Below are 18195 nucleotides of genomic sequence, written 5' to 3'. Positions count from 1 at the left end.
TTTCTACCCCCATCCCAATCCCTTGAGCAGGGACCTGATTCCGGCAAATAACAACATCGCTATAACCAGATAACGTACCATTTTGGGCTTCGCAACAGCCAGCAACTTTACTCCCACCAATGAGCCCAGCATGATCCCGAGCACTGACGGCACCGCAATGATGGGCAGCACCGCGCCCTGGTTCAAGTACACCCAGGCTGCGGAAGTATCCGTGATGGACAGCAAGAACTTACTGGAACCCACGGCGATTTTCAGCGGGGCACCCATAAGCAGGTTCAACACCGGCACATTGGCCCAGCCGGCGCCCAGCCCGAACATGCCGGCCACAACACCGATGGCGATAAAAATCAAGAATCCCTGCGGGGTTCTCCAAACCGTCCAATCCACCGGCCGACCCGCCGATGGCTCGTAATAGGAGCCGCTGATGTTAAGAGCTTTGGTAACCGCGTCCGCCTTACCCACCTTGGGAAACTCGCTGTTCTTGGAAAAAACGAAGAGCAGCGCAATCATGGTAATGGTAGCCCCCAGGCAAATCTGCAGAATATTGGCCGGAAGCGCCAGGCCGATAAACGCCCCCACGATACTGAAAGTTGAAGCTATGAGAGCCACCGGCAACGCCAGGCGTAAGTTGGCCAAATTGGCTTTCAAAAGGCCCGGCCCCGCCGCCAGGGCTCCCGCCAGGGCCACAATCAATCCGGCGCCCCGGACAAAATCCAAGTGAAACGGAAAGAAACTGCTAATAATGGGTACGAATAGCACTCCACCGCCCACACCGGCCATAACAGCCAAAATACCCATGACAAACGTGGTAATAAACAGCGCCAGGGGCCACACCCACCAGGGAGTTCCCGGCGCTCCCGAGGCCTGAGTCACCGCGTGGGCCACCTGGGAATTGCTAGCCATTTCCATCAATATACTTGCTTTGGCTATTAATCCTTCCAACATATTTTTTCCCCCGTTAACTTATAATCTTTAATTTGCAATTTCAGCATACACTCCGTCATGCCACCAAACATCAAGCGCAGTATTGCACAACCCAGCACTCCCTAAACCCCTAACAAACCGGTGATTTGCAAGCAACACCCCTTCCTTTCTTTATAGTGATTTGTGAATGTGATATAATGAATTTGTGCTTATTTTTGTTGTGTCAACATATGTGAAAAAAATTATTATCGCTGCTTTTTTAATGCACAAACCATGCCAGAATGGAATTCACGCCAGTTGTGGTTTTACGGACACTGATTTTACCATTGCTTTACTCGGATTGTTCAATATCAGACAAATGGTATTGCACGGGGTCGTAATGGGCTTGTGAACCTATATACAAAGCCCCGCCCACTGTTTGAAATCATGCACCAAACTGTTTGCTTTCAAACAGTCATTTGATTATATTTAACTTATCAGCACATAAAGCAACATAGCATGGTTTTTCAAACACGGATAAGAAAAGGTGAGTACATGAAAAATAAAAAAATTTTCAACTTTATTCATTTCACTGACCAGAGCCTGCGTTTTCAATTTTTAGCCGTAATCGCCATCCTTTTAATCATCCCCGTGCTGGTAATCATGTACGACTTATTTTTTGCCAGCCGCAGTGAAGAAGCCATGCTCAAAGAAAGGGAGGAAAAACTGGGCTCCCTTATCGAAACTCTGGTTATTCCACAGATCAAAGAATCGGTCAGCTATTCAATTGGCGATGCTAATATCAACAACCTCAGCACCAAAGACCGGGTGGATTACCTGAAGACAGCTTTTGACCAGACAGCCAAACCGCTGGTGCCCAGCAACCCGGGCGTCCGCTTTGGCCTGTACATTCCCGAAACCGGCCAAATCTACGTGCATGGTTTTTTACACCAGTACCGAAAATTAAGCCCGACCGAGCAACGGATCAGGGAAAAAAGGATCATGGACGAGGCCAAGGACGGCATTATTAACGTCGCTGCCGGCGGTCAACCGTTGGCCCGGCTGACCAATAGTTTAAACGACCAAACCTACGAATACCTGTCTCCGGTTTATATCGATAAAAAACTGGTGGCCGTGGCCTGGGCGGACCAGCGGGTGCATCCCATTTTCGCTCAGAGCCGTTATTTCCTTGACCTGACCCGCTATATTACTCTGTTTGCCCTGATCATCAGCATTTTCGGCGCGCTAATTATTATTCACAACCTGGCCGGCGGTGTACGCAAAATCTTGGACGGCCTGAAAACCATGGAAAAGGACCTGCACCAACGCATACCCGATTTGCCCGGTGAGGCGGGGCAAATCGCCCAGGCCATCAATAAAATGGCCGCTTCCCTGGCTGAAAAGGATCAGTTGGAGGAGGAGCTGCGCCGTTCCGAACGACTGGCGGCGCTGGGCCGCCTGGTAACCGGGGTGGCCCATGAACTGCGCAACCCTATCGGGGTAATTAAGACTACTGTCCAATTAATGAAAGGCGAATTAAATGAGGTTGGCAATATCGATGAATATATCCGGGTGATTAATGAACAAATTAACCGTCAAAACAGGGTTATCCAGGAGTTGCTTGACTTCGGGCGCCCCAGCAAACACATCGTGCAAAGCGCGTCCATTAACTCACTGCTGGAAAAAGTCCTCACCTTCACCTCGCCAATGCTCAGGCAGCACAACATCAAACTGGAGCAGAAGCTGGATGAAGGCCTGCCCTTCGTAGAAGTGGATGCCGAAAGAATCAAGCAGGTCTTTGTCAATTTGATATTAAACGCAATTCAAGCCATGTCCGACGGGGGCACGCTGACCATCAGCACCTACCGGGACCACAGGTGGGCATATACCGAATTCACCGATACGGGTCAGGGTATATCACCCGTAGAAATAAGCAGCATTTTTGACCCGTTCTATACCACCAAGGAAAACGGTACAGGCCTGGGACTGTCCATTAGCAACCAGATTGTCCGCATGCACGGCGGGCACATCAATGTGGAAAGCACCCACAAACAGGGCACTACCTTTTCGGTGAAGCTGCCGCTTCCAGAAAGCTGGGATTTATACAGCTAGCCGGTAAAAGCCTTATGTAGAAATGGGGGACGAACCAAATGATACCGAAAATATTAATTATTGATGATGAGGAGCATATGTGCTGGGCGCTGGACCGGGCCATGCGTCAGGAGGGGTATCATACCCTGGTGGCCTATCGCGGCAAGCAGGGCCTGTCACTGATCAAAGAAGAATCTCCGTCCCTGGTGATCCTGGACCTGCGCATGCCCGACATGAGCGGCATGGAGGTATTAAAGGAAGCCAAAGCAATGAACCCCAAGCTGCCCGTCATCATGCTCACCGCCCATGGTACCATCGAAACGGCCATTGAAGCTATGAAAATCGGGGCCACTGATTACATCACCAAACCATTCGACCTGGATGAGTTAAAACTGGTCATCAAACAGAATTTATTATTGAGCCAGCTGGAAACGGAGGTAACTTTTTTACGTTCCGAACTGGCCAGCAAGTATGACAATATAGTGGGCCAGAGCAAAATCATGCAGGAAATCATCGCCTTGATCGAGCGGGTGGCCAACAGCAACGCCAGCGTGCTGATCACCGGTGAAAGCGGCACCGGCAAAGAAGTGGCCGCCGTGGCCATCCACCAGAACAGCCCGCGCAGCAACAAACCCTTTGTCCCCGTCAATTGCGCGGCCCTGCCCGAGCAGCTGCTGGAAAGTGAATTGTTCGGCCACGAGCGGGGCGCGTTTACCGGAGCGGTGACCCGCAAACTGGGTCGTTTTGAACTGGCCGGCAAGGGTACTATTTTCCTGGATGAAATTGCCGAAATGTCATTAAATATGCAGGCAAAAATTTTACGGGTACTGCAGGAAAAATCGTTTGAACGGGTAGGCGGCACGGAAACCCTGTCGGTGGATGTACGGGTGATTGCCGCCACTAACCGCCAGTTGGACGAAGCGATAAAAAAGGGTGAATTCAGGGAAGACTTGTTCTACAGGCTGAATGTCATTCATATTCACCTGCCCCCGCTCAGGGAGCGCAGAGAGGATATTCCCCTGCTGGCCAAACATTTCCTGCATAAATTTGGGCATACTTACCAAGTAGAAAATATATCCACCGAAGCCATGGAACTGTTGTATAATTATCACTGGCCCGGTAATATCCGGGAGTTACAGAATGTCATTGAGCGGGCGGCCATAATTTGCCGCGATAAAACCATTCATCCCGAGCATTTACCCCGTGAGCTGTATGCAACTCCCAAATCTTCCTCCGATTTAATTGTAAATTTCCCGGACCAGGGCATTTCGCTGGAGGAACTGGAGAAAGAGCTTATTTTAAAAGCTTTGAAAAAAAGCGGCGGCAACCAGACCAAGGCTGCTCAACTGCTGGGTATCACCCGGTCCGCACTGCTGTACCGGTCCCAAAAATATGGTATTAACATGGATTTGGTATAAATTCAGAAAAAAAATATCAACCAGGCAGGATTAATGATTTTAAATCCGAATAATTTTATAATATAACCTTATATAACCTTGATAACAATCAATATAATTAAATAACATACATTGTTAAAATTACGGGAAAAATGGTGGTGGCTATGGCTAAGGAGTTAACAACGGATAAAGGGCCGGTGATTATCGAGGGACCGGTTTCCAGGGAATACCTGGAGTCTTTAGCGATAAATCAAAAATTGAACAACTTCAGAAATGCGACCCGACAAAAGGAAGCCCTGTGCATCGTCGCCGGGGCGCCTGACGGAATGGTTTACATTGCCCGGCATGATCAGGAGATAATCGGCTATGTTTTGTTTCATTCCCCCAACGAATACAGCCGATGGGCCAAACATCCCCGCATCCTGGAACTGGGCGCCATCGAACTCAGCAGGGAATGGCAGAAGAAGGGCATTTCAACGGCTATTTTAAAAGAGGCTTTTAAAAACCCGTTACTGGAAGATTACGTGGTGATCACCACAGAATTTTACTGGCATTGGGACCTGCGCAACAGCGGCTTGGGTGTATGGGAATACCAGAGCATGCTAAAGCATGTCTTCGGTTCGGTAGGGTTTAAGCGCAGGCATACCGATGATCCGGAAATCCTTGAACACCCGGCCAATATGCTGATGGTGCGCATAGGCAAAAACGTAACCAGGAACCATGTAGAGATGTTTGATAATCTTACCTACCAGCATTCCATAATTATGTAAAAAAGCTAAAGGGGGCTCGCTCCGGTAAAAGGGTACAGGCACCTTTTGTAAAAACAGGCTGCTTTCCACGCTCGGGAAAGCAGCCTATTATTTTGCATTATTACTCTGTAAATAGCTCACTTTTATGCTTGCCGCAGCATTACGCTCGCTCTATGCAAAAGGCAATCATGTTATCCCTCTGCCAGTGCCGCACTTGCAGCATGGAGTTTACCTAAAGAACCTCCCCGGCCAGGTGGCCCTGGTAAACAGCGTCCAGCGCCTTGCGCGGCGCTACGGCGTCACCCACCATGTACACTTCGGGCAGTTCTTCCTTCACCTTTTCGCAAAGTTCGTTTTGGGCACCTGCGCCGACCGCCAGTACCACCGTATCGGCCTCCAAAAGTTCCTCCTGACCGGCTACATCCACCACCACGCCCTGCTCGGTTATGCGTCTGGCCGTGGCCCGGGTAACCACCTTCACCCCGTAGCGCTGCATTTCCTGCAGGATGACCCAGCGGGATGAAATGCCGATATCGGCGCCGGCCGCCTTTTGCATTTCCACCACGGTGACTTCTTTAACACCCCGGGTGGCCAGTTCCTTCAGTGTGGGCCAGTCCTCGGCATCGTTCAGGGCCAGGAAATGCAGGGCAACGGCATCGATGGTCCCTTTGCGGGCCAGCAGCGTAGCGGTTTCACAGCCCACCGCCCCGCCGCCGATGATAACCACCCGCTTGCCGGTAAGAGCGGTGCCGGCCAATACATCCCAGGCCTGAACTACATTGGGCCGGTCCACCCCCTCGATGGGCGGGGTCAACGGAGCCGACCCGGTGGCCATGACCAACGCATCGGGATTAAAGGCCTTGATGTTCTCCTCATTTGCTTCCTTATTGAGTTCAACTGTTACACCCAGACGGGACAATTCGCCGCTTAAATATTTCACCAGCGAGGCAAATTCCTCCCGGCCCGGCGGCACTGCCGCCAGGTTCAACTGGCCGCCCAGCCGGCCGCTTTTCTCCCACAGCGTTACCCGGTGCCCGCGCCGGGCCGCCACCCGCGCCGCTTCCATGCCGCCGGGACCGCCTCCCACCACAAGTACGTTCTTGACCTGCTCCGCCGGACGGGGGGGGTGCTCCAGTTCCCGCCCGGCCCGGGCATTGACCAGGCAGCCCACGGGTTTCAAGGTGAAAACCGCATCCAGACAGCCCTGGTTACAGCCAATGCACTTTCTTATTTCCGCTGCCCGGCCCGTCGCAGCTTTGGCCACCAAATCGGGGTCGGCGATCATGGCCCGGGCCATGCCCACCAAATCGGCAATTTCGTTCTGTAAAATTTCCTCCGCCAGGGCAGGGTCATTAACCCGGTTACAAGCGATTACCGGCACACCCACCGCCTCGCGAATTCCCCGGGCCAGATAGATAAAAGCCCCCCGGGGCACGGCCATGGTTATCTGCGGTACAGTGGTTTCATGCCAGCCGCCGGTAATATTGAAAGCGTCCACCCCCGCTTCCTCCAGGTGCCGGCAAAAAGCAGCGATTTCTCGGTTGGTATTGCCCCCGGGCATAAAGTCATTGCCGCCCACCCGGAACAGCACCGGGTAACCCGGCCCCACCGCTTCCCTGACGGCGCGGGCTACTTCCAGGCCAAACCGCATCCGCCGTTCGAAATCACCGCCGTACTCGTCATTCCGCTTATTGGTCACCGGCGAAAGAAACTGGGATATCAGGTAGCCTGCGCTGGCAATAACCTCCACGGCATCGAACCCGGCTTTTTTCGCCCGGACAGCGGCTTTCCCGAAAGCGTCCACCATGGCCTTGACTTCCTCCGTTGACATTTCCCTGGGCACCCGTTTGGTCAATTTGGAGGGCACAGGGGAAGGGGCCACCGGTTGAATCCCGAAAAAGAAGGAATACGAATAACGACCGGGCTGGAACAACTGAGCGGCGATTTTGCCCCCCTCGGCATGCACCCCGGCCGCCAAATCGGCCAGGCCGGGTATGTACCTGTCATCATTTATCTTAATCATATTACCGTAACCATGCTCATCAATGGCGCAACCGCCTACAATAATTAGCCCCACCCCGCCCCGGGCCCGCTCCCGGTAAAATTCCACCAGCTTGTCTGTCACAAAGCCGTCCCGGCAGTAACCCAGGTGCATGGCCGGCATTACTACGCGGTTTTTCAATTCCAATTGACCTATTTTGACCGGCGTCAAGAGTTTCACAGTTCATACCCCCGAAAAATTAATATTTTCTGACATCAAAACTTGCATATGGATCTTTTAACTGAATAATCATTCATTATATAATTCTCTCCTGCGGTGCAATTTTCCTGCTATAAAAAAAATCACCGGAATTTATCCGGCTATAGCTTAATTTAAATTGAGAGTTGGATGAGAATGAATTCACCACCCGGCAAAAAAATACTTTAACCATAGAATTTTTACTTTATACAGTTAACTTGCCAAGAACCTTTATTGCGTTCCCTGATGTTTTTCTTCCGGTTTATTGTTGATGAGTTTACGCGACCTTAACTGCTCAAAGCCGATAATTTCCTTGACCTTTTCCACCCGGGTGCGCAGGTCCCCGGTAATGATATGATAAGGAACATTCATGATATCCAGGAAGTTTTTAATTTTCTGGTCCACCACCACGGCAAAATCATCATCCTGATAGCGGATGCCATCCTTTTCAACGGCAAATTCCCGGGGAATGTAAAAAACCTCGTATCCCGGCAAATCCTTCATGGCCCACTCGAAAAGCTTCATCAAGGAGTACATTTCCTTGGGGTTTTTAAAGTTGCAGCACATTAAACCATAAACATAGTTTAATATGGTGGCATTGTCGCAAAAAATAATGTCACAATATCTTAATTCATATTCCCGCTGTTTCTGGCCCTCATACAACAAAAATTGCTCAAAAATATTTGTGGGAATACCGTAGCGGGCAATATAGGAACGGGCAAATTCCAGGCAAACATCGCTGATATAACCGGCCAGGCTATAATCGACATCCAACTGTTTGCATAATGTGGTTTTGCCGGTGCCGGGTCCTCCCAAGATGGCAATTTTCTTCGTTTTCTTGCTTTGGGGCATCATTATCACCTCTACTCTAATTATTTTCTGCAACTTTAAACCAATTCCCTCTTTTATATTTAAAATTTTAATTTAATATAAAGGATAAACTTATGTAGCGCTTTTACCAAAAAAAAATCGCCTGAAATTCAGGCAATACTTTTTTTAATTAACTCAAGTTATATCTTTTTTTACCTTAATTTTATTGATACCGCACAGACAAATCCGCCATCAGTACGGCCGTTTTCAATTGCTGAGTTTTCCAGGTCCCAAGCCGCCTGTTCATTTTGGTAATCAAATTCCGGCGGGGTAAACAAAACCGCCCGGGCCCGGACCGTCCGTCCAGGCATGGCGTCATGCAATTCATCCAAGGTGTAAAGCCGGGCCCGGTTAAAGACGCTGCCGGGCTCCCGGCGAGATTTTGTTTCATAAAATCGCCCCCAGGCGCTGTCCCTGCCGATCAGCCCCACCACCAGCCTGCCGCCCGGCTTCAGGACCCGGTAGGCCTCCAGCAAGGCCGCGCCCAGGTCGGGCAGGAACTCCAAGGCGGATACGGAAACAACATAATTGAAACTGTTATCCCCAAAGGGCAGCCTTCCGGCATTCCCCCGGATAAATTGCACCGGCAGTCCCTCCGCCTCGGCTTTGGCGCGCGCCCGGGCCAACATGCCCGGCGAAATGTCAATCCCAGTCACTTGCAGTCCCTGCCGGGCCAGCTCCAGCGAGTAATTGCCCGTGCCACACCCGATGTCCAAAACGCTCATGCCGGGCTGCGGTTCGAGGTAGGCCAGCACGGCCGCCTTTTCCACCCGGTCCACAAAACGCCCAACGGGGGTCCGGTACCATTTGTCGTAGCCGTCGGCCTTATCATCAAATAATTGCTTCATATTATCACCCCTTTTCCGCCCGGCCTGACGCCGGTTTTCGCAGGCACCGCGCAGCAACCGGCACGCCCCGACAAAGATCTTTATGCAGGGTCAAGCAAGCGGCCGGGCGTGATAAGAGCTGCGCACCAACGGGCCGCAATCGGCTTGCCGAAAGCCTTTTAGTAAACACTGTTCCCTGTACCAGTCAAACATTGCCGGAGTCACAAAACCCTGCACCGGCAAATGTCCCGGGGTGGGCTGCAGGTACTGCCCGATGGTCACATAATCGCATCCGGCCTTCTTGAGATCGTCCATAACCCCCAGCATCTCCTCCGGTTCTTCCCCCAACCCCACCATGATCCCACTCTTGGTGACCATCCCCGGGGCCAGCCTTTTTGCAGAGGCCAGCAACTGCAGCGAACGGCGGTAGTCCGCCCCGGGGCGCACCTTTTCGTACAGCCGGGGCACGGTTTCCAGGTTGTGTCCCAGAATGTCGGGCCGGGCGGCGACAACCGTGGCCAAAGACTCTTCCGATCCCCCGAAATCGGGCACCAGCACCTCCACCGTGACACCGGGGCAAAGGCGCCGCACGGCGCTGATGACCCGGGCAAAATGACCAGCTCCCCCGTCCGGGAGATCATCCCGGGTGACCGAAGTAACCACCGCATGCCTTAAGCCCAGTTCCCTGACGGTTTCGGCCAGGGATTGCGGTTCTGCAAGGTCGGGCTCTCGGGGAGGGCCGCTGTTCACCGAGCAAAACCGGCAGTTCCTGGTACAGGCGTCCCCCAGCACCATGAAGGTGGCGGTGCCCATCCCAAAACATTCCGCAACGTTGGGACAGCGGGCCTCCCGGCAGACGGTATTTAATCTACCTCGTTCCAACAGCCCGACCATTTTTCCCAGCACCCCGGGTGCCGGAACTTGTACCCCCAGCCAACCCGGCCTGCTGGACGGCGTCTCCACGCCCAGTTCGTCCAGCAGCTTGCACACCGGAGCCGGGGTTCCGGGAAGCACCTCGGCCCAGCGAAAAACCGCGGCCATTTCCTCAATAACCCGGTCTTTCACTTCCCACACCCCGACGGGCCGCCCCAGCAATTCACGCATGGAAGTCATCCGTACCCCTTGCATACCGCAGGGATTGATCAACTTGAAATGGCTCATCTGCGGGTCCACATTTAGGGCGAAGCCATGCATGGTGACCCACTTGCTCACTGCCACGCCAATACTGGCGATCTTGGCCTCGTCCACCCACACCCCGGGGTAGCCCTCTTTGCGACGCCCCTTGATGCCAAAAGCGCCCAGCGCGCGAATAATGACCTCTTCCAGGTTTTGTACCAGCAGGTGCACATCCCTTTGGTAGTTGTTCAAGTCCACAATGGGGTAGCCCACCAACTGACCGGGCCCGTGGTAGGTGACGCCGCCGCCCCGTTCTACCCGGTAAACCTCTACCCCTTCCCGGGCCAACCGTTCACCGGATACCAGGATATCCGTGTCACCCCCCGCCCGGCCGAGAGTCAGCGTGGGCGGATGCTCCAAACATAACATACAGTCCGGCATCTCCCCCGCGATTCTCAGCCTCTGCAATCTCCGTTGCAATTCCAGGGCGCGAGGATACGCCAGCGTATCCAGGCCTATAACCAACGCCCGCTGATATTTTGTTATTACTGTATCACAAAGGGTTTGGACCATAATTCAATTCATTTCCTTAGTTTTTACCGAAAGCCTCGATGCAATCCTGCACCAACGTGGAAGTGTAGGCCAGGGCCGCTCCGCCGCCGAAAAACACAGCCACGTTGGCTGCTTCGAGTACCTGCTCCGGGGTAGCGCCCAGTTCCATCGCTTTATAGACATGCGCGGCTATGCAGTATTCACATTTAATACACACGGAAAGCGCCACCGCAATCAGTTCCTTGTCCAACCTGGACACTGCGCCGTCGTCAAAGAAAATCCCCTCGGTAAGGGTGGAAAAACCCATCACGACGTCGGGCGCGGTTTCCATTAACTTATCAATCCCGTTCTGGTAAGCTTTGCGGATTTGTTGTGGGGACTTATTGCCGCCAGCGGAAATGAGCAATTCTTCGCTGTATTGCGACTGCAGTCCGAACCATGGATGAGGATCTTCCAGCATTTCCTTCAACCTGCTCAAAAATTCGGCTGCCAGCGAGCCGTCGATAATTCGGTGGTCGAAGGAGAGGCTCAGAGTCATAAAGTAACGCTTTACCAACTTTCCACCCGCCAGATCGGGCTTGGCGCGCATGGTGCCCACGCCCAGGATGGCGGTTTCCGGGCGATTGATTATGGGTGTAAATCCTTCCGCTCCGAACATCCCCAGGTTGCTGATAGTGAATGTCCCGCCTTCTATATCTTCCGGGTCCAATTCGTTGTTTCGGGCGCGGGCCGCCAGGTCCTTCACCTTGGCGGAAATTTGCTCCAGATTCAGTCGCTGGGCATTTTTGATGTTGGGTACCACCAGACCGTTTTCCAACGCCACGGCCACCCCGATGTTAACGCTGGAGGGCAAAATAATTTCACTTTCCGAACTACAGGAATTAACCATCTGGTACTCGGTCAGCGCCTCTGCGACAAATTTCACCAGCAAGTCGGTATAGGAAAACTTTATCTTGCCGGAGTCGTCCAGGGCGTTCAGCTGGCTGCGGACATCTCGCAGCGCAGTGACGTCCACTTCCTCCATGACGGTTACGTGGGCGGCTTGTTTCCTGCTGCCGGACATCCGCTCCGCAATTACTGCGCGCATACCGTCGATGGGCATGGTTTGGCAACTTTCATTCCCCTGCAACTGTTCCAGGTAGGCGCGGACATCTTCCTCCACCACCCGGCCGCCCGGACCGGACCCGCTGATCAATCCGATGTCAACCCCTTCTTTGCGAGCCAGCTTGGCCGCCCGGGGAGAAACCTTGCGGTCGCCGGTAAACACTACAAAAGGCTTAACCGCTTTGACTTCCTTTTTCCGCCCTTCTTCCTTCCCGGCGCCGGCCAGGGCTTCCTCCAGAGCAGCCCGGGCTTTACTGACCGCAGCTTCCAGGGCGGCTTCGTCGTCTCCGGCTTCCGCCATTACCGCAATGGGTGTGGAAATGGGCAAAGTAGTTCCCTTGGCGCAAAGAATTTTGTACAATACCCCGGCAAAGGGAGATTCCACCTTTATGTTGACCTTCTCGGTCATCACTTCCAGCAGGGGCTCGCCCAATTCCACACGGTCACCCTCGTTTTTCAACCAACCGTAAATCCTGCCTTTTTTCATAGTCAAGCCTAGTTTGGGCATCAGCACAATATTAGCCATTTCTATTACCTCCGTTAATTCACCTCTGTCCACTGCACATTCAGCCGTAGAACCGGTTGCTTTTTCCTTGATTTGGCCCGATAGACCCGTAAGTTCAAAATAGCGCCGTTCCTTTAAGCCGGGGGTCGGGTTTCCCGGAAAACACCCCTGGCGGCGGCGGCAGCCAGCGTTCGTTCGACATCTACCACCAGCGGGCCTTTCAGGGAGAGCTCGATTTCCGCCCGCTCCCCGGCATTGACCTGGATTTCCCGTTCGCCGTCCACCGCTATGACACAGGGAGTTTCCCGCACCGCAACCCGCTGCTCCGGCCCCAGCATGCCGTACCCGGTTACCGGTACTCGCTTCACTAACCCGGGACCAATGGCGGCTCGGACATAAAAGGGGGCGTCTTCCCCGGGCTCGTCCACGGCAACCTGCATTCCTTTGGGATCGGCAATGCTGATGTACCTGAGGCCGCCCACCACCGAAGCTATCCCTATATTGCTGGCGGCACCCCTGGTTGCTACGATCTGCTTGATTTTCCCCACGTCCCAAACCGCCCGGGAACCAGTAAACTGGTCCGCCAGCACCACCGCGTCAATAAGGGCGATGTCCACCGGTTGATCATTCAAGTAAATAATCAACTTTTTGGTGCGTAAGAGAGATTCTTCGGGCGCCACCTTGCCGGTGGCCACCAGTCCCGCGGCCAATCCCGCCACGGTTCCTTCCACCATGACGGGAAACACATTGTTAGTGCCGGTGGAAACGGGCAGCAGCGGCACGACACCGGCACCCTTGGCCACTACCCGGTTGGTGCCGTCGCCCCCCAGGGTAATAATACACTTAACCCCGGCATCGGCCATTAATTTTGCCGCCCTCCGTGAGTCTTCCTGGTTGGCATTGATTGGCATATCCAGCAGGCGGGTTTCCATGTTCAGACCACCCTGCCCGGCAAGGCCGTCCAGCGCCCGCTGGTAAAAACCGAAATAATCGGGCATGAACCAGACCCGTTCCACTCCAAGAGAATCCAGGCCCAGTAGTATGCGTCTGAGCAAATTGACTTTTTCATTATTATCAAATACCGTGGCATGCGCCACCAGCCTGCGAATGTCTTTGCCGGATGCCGGGTTGGCTATAATGCCGACAGACAATGTCCTCTTCCTTTCTGCCATGATTTTTTCAAGACAGTCCCGCGCCCCGGCTATAAAATTTCCTTGACAGCCTCGATAATCTTTTCTTCACCGGGCACGTAGGCCGCTTCCAGCGGCGGGCTGAAAGGCACCGGAGCAAAGGGGGCGGCCACCCGCTTGATAGGCGCGTCCAGGGAATCAAATCCTTCTTCTGCCACTATGGCGGCTATTTCCCCACCGAACCCGCCGGTTTTCACCGCTTCATGCACGATTACCAGGCGCCCGGTTTTTTCTACGGATTTTAGTACCGTTTCCTTGTCAAAGGGCATCAGGGTCCGGGGGTCCACCACTTCCAATTCAACGCCCTCCGCTGCAAGGGTCTCGGCTGCAGCCAAAGCCCGGTGCACCATCAAGGAGGTGGCCACTACCGTGACATCCTTGCCCTCCCGTTTGATATCGGCCTGGCCCAGGGGAATGGCGTATTCGCCTTCGGGCACCTCGCCGGAAACCCCGTATAACATTTTGTGTTCAATAAAAATAACCGGGTTGTCGTCCCGAATTGAGGACACCAGTAATCCTTTGGCGTCAGCGGGGGTGGAGGGCATCACCACTTTTACCCCGGGCATGTGGGTAAACCAGGCTTCCAGGCTTTGCGAATGCTGGGCCGCCGCGCCCAGCCCGGCGCCGCACACCGTACGCAGTGTAATGGGCACCTTGGCCTTGCCGCCAAACATATACCTCATTTTAGCGGCCTGGTTAAAAAACTCGTCCAAACAGACCGTCATGAAATCCATAAACATAATTTCCGGCACGGGCCGCAGTCCCGCAGCGGCCGCGCCCACCGCGCTGCCTACAATGGCGGTTTCGGATATGGGGGTATCCAACACACGCTCCGGACCGAATTCTTGGATCAGTCCCGTGGTAACACCGAAACAGCCGCCGAATACTCCCACGTCTTCGCCCAGAAGATAGACGGTATTGTCCCGTTTCATCTCTTCCCGCAGAGCGGCATTGATAGCCTGGGAATAGGTCATTTCCTGCATGAAATTCACCCCTTATATTTTTGTTTAACAGTTTTATCCTTCGGACAAATACTGGTGGTTAGTCACAGTAAACGTCGGTGGTCAGTTCCGTTTCATCCGGGAGCGGGCTTCTATTTGCATATTCAACCGCGGTCTTGATTTGCTCCTTAACTCCCGCGGCTATGCTTTCCAATTCTTCCCGGGTGGTCATGTTCATCTCCAGCAACCTCGTGCTAAACCGCTGGATGGGGCATTTCTTTTTCCATTCGTTTAGCTCATCTTCACTGCGATAGACACAGGCATCCCCTTCAAAATGCCCGCGGTGGCGGTAGGTCTTGCACTCAATCAGGGTGGGTCCCTCCCCCGCCCTGGCCCGTTTGACGGCCTCGCCGGCGGCCTCATAAACCGCCATTAAATCGTTGCCGTCCACGCTCACGCCCGGAATGCCGTAAGCCACGGCCCGGTCGGCCACGTCGGTGATGTTCTGGTGCCGCTCCTGGCTCATGGAAATGCCGTACATATTGTTTTCGCAGACGAAAACCACAGGCAGCTTCCAGATGCTGGCCAGGTTCAGAGCCTCGTGGAAGGTGGCCCGGTTGGAAGCCCCGTCGCCGAAAAAGCATACGGCCACACCGTTATTCTTCAGGTACTTGTTGGCAAAGGCGGCCCCGGCGGCCAAAGGAAGACCGGCTCCCACGATACCGTTGGCACCCAAAAAGCCCAGTTCCACGTCGGCGATATGCATGGACCCGCCCTTGCCCCGGCAGTAGCCGTTAATTTTACCAAAAATCTCGGCCATCATTTTATCCACGGACGCTCCCCTGGCAATGCCATGACCGTGCCCCCGGTGAGTACTGGCGATATAATCTTTATCACCCAGATTGCTGCAGACGCCTACGGCCACGGCCTCTTCCCCCACATACAGGTGCACAAACCCAGGTATCTGCCCCTGGGAGAACAGGTTGGCCACGGTTTCCTCAAACTCGCGGATCAACAGCATTTTGCGATACATACCCAGCATTTCCTCTTTACTAAATGCCATGACAAACCCTCCCTGCAAAGAATTTTTAACTCAACTGACAAATCATTTATGCAACGTGAATGCCAAATAGCGGCTAGGCAATTATGCAGCATTTATTGCCCTTCCTGGAAGCTCATTCACTCCCCGCTTCTTTTGGTCCATGTTCAATTTCACCAGTAAACCTTGATTTTAACCTGCCCCTCACCCGGGCTTGGCGGTTCCGGCACATCCATAACCCTGACGTCCTTATTCCCGTACCACACGGCAGCTTTCATAACAAAACCTCCTTTCTTTGTTGCTTGAAGCAACAGCAATATAAATGCCAGAATATTATAACTTTTAAAAAAAATAAAATTTTGCCGGGATATTGAGATACAGGTTGAAAATTCGGTTGACGATGGTGCTGTGACCGCTAATTAATGCCGTTCGAACTCCGGGCAGTGTTCGATTTTCGGGCAAACAAAAACGCCGCCAGGCAAGGCGGCTAACCATAATAAGGCGCACACGTTATCGAATATTATACTTCTTTAACTTGTCATACAGGGTATTGCGGCCGATACCCAGCGCCCGGGCAGTGCGGCTGATGTTACCATTAAATCGGTCCAGCGCCGCTTTGATGGCCTGCTGCTCCAATTGCTCCAGAGTGGTTACCTGTTGCATTTTAGCTACGAGCACCGGTCGTTTTCCGGTGAGGTAGCAAGGCAGGTGACAGGTCATGATCAAGTCATTGTCGGTAATGATTACCGCCTGCTCCAGCACGTTGACCAGTTCCCTGACGTTGCCGGGCCAGTGGTGACGGGCCAAAACTTCCATGGCGGCGGGATCGATCCGTGGCACGTTCTTACCCAACCGGGCCGCTACACCGGCGAGGCAGTGTTCGATCAAATACTCGAGATCCGTCTCCCGCTCGCGCAGGGGCGGTATTTTAATGGACAAAACATTTATGCGGTAAAATAAATCTTCCCGGAATTTCCCGTTCTGCATCTCCTGGTGCAGGTCCTTGTTAGTGGCGGCAATTACCCGTACGTCCACCGGAATGACTTTTTTACCGCCCACCCGCGTGACCGTTTTTTCCTGCAGCACCCGCAACAGGTTGGACTGCATCTCCAGCGGCATATCACCTATCTCATCCAAAAAGAGGGTACCCCCTCCGGCCAGTTCGAACTTACCCGGTTGTCCACCGCGCCTGGCGCCGGTAAAAGCCCCTTCGCTATAGCCGAACAGTTCGCTCTGGATCAACCCGGCAGGCATGGCGGCGCAATTAACGGGGATAAACGGCCCGTGGCGGCGGTCGCTGGCGTTGTGTATGGCCTGGGCGAAGATTTCCTTGCCGCTGCCGCTTTCCCCCAACAACAACACGGTGGACGAGCACGCAGCGGCCCGCCGGGCCAGTTCCTTGGCCGCCTGCATTTGGCTGCTTGCCCCGATGATGTCCGTAAAAGTGAAGCGGGCCCGGTTAAAGTCCCCGCCGGTGACGCTTTTGGCTGCCGGCTTCTCACTCAAGGTGACCGTTGACCGGCCTGCAGCGTTTTTCGGTTTGCACTCCCCCGAGTCAACCGACTCTTTGCCGAGTGACGCCGGGCTTATCACCATGACAGCCTCGCCCTGTTTTTTGCTTCCACCGGTTATACTGCGGGTTGAGCAATAAAACCTGCCGCGAGGGGTATCCAGCAGTTGTCTTCGGTCATTCTCTCCCTCGCCGGCAGCCAGCAAACGTTTTAATTCCCGCATGTTTCCCAGGGTATCACCGGCCTTCTGCCCCTTTAATTTGTCCGGGGCAAGTCCAAGCATTTTACAGGCGGAAATATTGGCATCGGTAATCACGCCGTCGGCATTGATATGCAGAATTCCCTCGGAAACAGTGTTTACCGCCGTTACCAAACGGCTGAGGGTGGAGGTTAATTCATTGTTGGTTATTTCCCTGCGCAACTGGCTTTCGATGGCTTTGGCCGCGGCCACGATCATGCCCAGGGTGTGGGGATGCATTTTATCATAAGGACCCGACATATCCAGGCAGCCCAGTAGATCTCCACCGGGACCGCGAATCGGCGCAGCCGAGCAGGTCCAATCATGGTGCTCGGTGCAAAAGTGTTCGGCCGCAGTTACCTGAATGGGGATGCCGGTAGCCAGGCAAGTCCCTATGGCGTTGGTGCCCACCGATTCTTCGGTCCAGTCGGCTCCCCGGAAAAAGTGCAGCGACTCGGCGTCGAGCAATGTTTTGCAATCACCCATGGTTTGTAAAACGATGCCTTCATGATTGACCAGCACCACCATGAAACCTGATCCCTGGACGGTGTAATAAATTGATTCAATTACGGGTCTGGCTATATCCAACAACATTTTATTTGCTTCCAAGAGTTGTTCCAGGTGGCCGTCGCTATGTATCCGGAAACATGTGCCGCCCACGGGGTTAACCGCTGCCGTCTTGCATCTCTGCCAGGAAGCGGCGATGGTGCTATCCACGGCCTGTGCATCAAATTCGCCTGAAACGATAAATCGCTCCCAGGACTTCTCTAATCTTTTAATGGCAGCCAATTTAGCAGAACCGTACACAATATCCAGACCCCCCTGAAAAGGTTGGTTTTACCACTTTTTCTTTCATACAGTTTATTACGATTAAAGGCATTATTCAAGATTAGATAACCATCAACTTTCGTCGATTAGGCTGC

Annotated in this window: 13 protein-coding genes; 3 read left to right on the top strand and 10 right to left on the bottom strand. The window is 53.4% G+C overall.

From position 1 onward, the window contains the following. Window positions 1–3 precede the first annotated feature (3 nt). Complete coding sequence (locus tag BM299_RS04480) at window positions 4–945, bottom strand: sulfite exporter TauE/SafE family protein (RefSeq protein ID WP_092482269.1); 942 nt, start codon at window positions 943–945, stop codon at window positions 4–6. A 513-nt stretch (window positions 946–1458) separates the two neighbouring features. Between BM299_RS04480 and BM299_RS04475 the strand changes: the two genes are divergently transcribed. The 3 genes from BM299_RS04475 (at window position 1459) to BM299_RS04465 (ending at window position 5161) form a co-directional block, all read left to right on the top strand. After that, window positions 1459–3015 (top strand): ATP-binding protein, encoded by a 1557-nt coding sequence (locus BM299_RS04475; protein WP_092482268.1) that lies wholly within the window; start codon window positions 1459–1461, stop codon window positions 3013–3015. 38 nt (window positions 3016–3053) lie between these two features. Continuing rightward, window positions 3054–4412: a sigma-54-dependent transcriptional regulator gene (locus tag BM299_RS04470; protein ID WP_092482267.1), complete on the top strand. Its 1359-nt coding sequence runs from the start codon at window positions 3054–3056 to the stop codon at window positions 4410–4412. A gap of 143 nt (window positions 4413–4555) precedes the next feature. Beyond that, window positions 4556–5161 (top strand): GNAT family N-acetyltransferase, encoded by a 606-nt coding sequence (locus BM299_RS04465; protein ID WP_092482266.1) that lies wholly within the window; start codon window positions 4556–4558, stop codon window positions 5159–5161. Window positions 5162–5372: 211 nt separating this feature from the next. On the opposite strand, the gene BM299_RS04460 is transcribed toward BM299_RS04465, so the two are convergent. The 9 genes from BM299_RS04460 to BM299_RS04420 all read right to left on the bottom strand — a co-directional run bounded on the left by BM299_RS04460 (window position 5373) and on the right by BM299_RS04420 (window position 18079). Beyond that, complete coding sequence (locus BM299_RS04460; RefSeq protein ID WP_092482265.1) at window positions 5373–7361, bottom strand: oxidoreductase; 1989 nt, start codon at window positions 7359–7361, stop codon at window positions 5373–5375. Window positions 7362–7610: 249 nt separating this feature from the next. Then, a complete protein-coding gene (locus BM299_RS04455; protein ID WP_245779644.1) occupies window positions 7611–8264 on the bottom strand; it encodes an AAA family ATPase in 654 nt (217 codons plus the stop codon). Window positions 8265–8401: 137 nt separating this feature from the next. Then, window positions 8402–9097: a class I SAM-dependent methyltransferase gene (locus BM299_RS04450; protein WP_092482317.1), complete on the bottom strand. Its 696-nt coding sequence runs from the start codon at window positions 9095–9097 to the stop codon at window positions 8402–8404. A 90-nt stretch (window positions 9098–9187) separates the two neighbouring features. Next, window positions 9188–10765 carry a lipoyl synthase gene (lipA, locus tag BM299_RS04445; RefSeq protein WP_092482263.1) on the bottom strand — a complete coding sequence of 526 codons (1578 nt, stop codon included), beginning with the start codon at window positions 10763–10765 and terminating at the stop codon, window positions 9188–9190. Between the two features lie 16 nt (window positions 10766–10781). Then, window positions 10782–12374: a 2-oxo acid dehydrogenase subunit E2 gene (locus tag BM299_RS04440; RefSeq protein WP_092482262.1), complete on the bottom strand. Its 1593-nt coding sequence runs from the start codon at window positions 12372–12374 to the stop codon at window positions 10782–10784. 113 nt (window positions 12375–12487) lie between these two features. Continuing rightward, on the bottom strand, window positions 12488–13504 hold the full coding sequence (locus tag BM299_RS04435; protein ID WP_207545125.1) for an ATP-NAD kinase family protein: 1017 nt from the start codon (window positions 13502–13504) through the stop codon (window positions 12488–12490). A gap of 50 nt (window positions 13505–13554) precedes the next feature. Next, the gene (locus tag BM299_RS04430) at window positions 13555–14526 is read right to left on the bottom strand and encodes an alpha-ketoacid dehydrogenase subunit beta (protein WP_092482260.1); all 972 of its coding nucleotides are present in this window, start codon (window positions 14524–14526) and stop codon (window positions 13555–13557) included. A gap of 58 nt (window positions 14527–14584) precedes the next feature. Beyond that, entirely contained in the window at window positions 14585–15547 is a 963-nt protein-coding gene (pdhA, locus tag BM299_RS04425) for a pyruvate dehydrogenase (acetyl-transferring) E1 component subunit alpha (RefSeq protein WP_092482259.1), read from the bottom strand. A 486-nt stretch (window positions 15548–16033) separates the two neighbouring features. Further along, window positions 16034–18079, bottom strand: a complete 2046-nt coding sequence (locus tag BM299_RS04420; protein WP_245779643.1) for a sigma-54-dependent Fis family transcriptional regulator — start codon at window positions 18077–18079, stop codon at window positions 16034–16036. Window positions 18080–18195: the final 116 nt, after the last annotated feature.

Source organism: Desulfoscipio geothermicus DSM 3669 (genome assembly GCF_900115975.1).
Classification (GTDB): Bacteria; Bacillota; Desulfotomaculia; order Desulfotomaculales; family Desulfallaceae; genus Desulfoscipio; species Desulfoscipio geothermicus.
The sequence above is the reverse complement of the archived record's forward strand: the minus strand, read 5'-3'. Positions and strand labels throughout refer to the sequence as shown.

Excerpts from the sequence above, each read along its gene's own strand:
- pdhA (WP_092482259.1), bottom strand. The coding sequence starts at position 15,547 with ATGGCATTTAGTAAAGAGGAAATGCTGGGTATGTATCGCAAAATGCTG.
- BM299_RS04465 (WP_092482266.1), top strand. The coding sequence starts at position 4,556 with ATGGCTAAGGAGTTAACAACGGATAAAGGGCCGGTGATTATCGAGGGA.
- BM299_RS04450 (WP_092482317.1), bottom strand. The coding sequence starts at position 9,097 with ATGAAGCAATTATTTGATGATAAGGCCGACGGCTACGACAAATGGTAC.
- lipA (WP_092482263.1), bottom strand. The coding sequence starts at position 10,765 with ATGGTCCAAACCCTTTGTGATACAGTAATAACAAAATATCAGCGGGCG.
- BM299_RS04475 (WP_092482268.1), top strand. The coding sequence starts at position 1,459 with ATGAAAAATAAAAAAATTTTCAACTTTATTCATTTCACTGACCAGAGC.
- BM299_RS04430 (WP_092482260.1), bottom strand. The coding sequence starts at position 14,526 with ATGCAGGAAATGACCTATTCCCAGGCTATCAATGCCGCTCTGCGGGAA.
- BM299_RS04480 (WP_092482269.1), bottom strand. The coding sequence starts at position 945 with ATGTTGGAAGGATTAATAGCCAAAGCAAGTATATTGATGGAAATGGCT.
- BM299_RS04440 (WP_092482262.1), bottom strand. The coding sequence starts at position 12,374 with ATGGCTAATATTGTGCTGATGCCCAAACTAGGCTTGACTATGAAAAAA.
- BM299_RS04470 (WP_092482267.1), top strand. The coding sequence starts at position 3,054 with ATGATACCGAAAATATTAATTATTGATGATGAGGAGCATATGTGCTGG.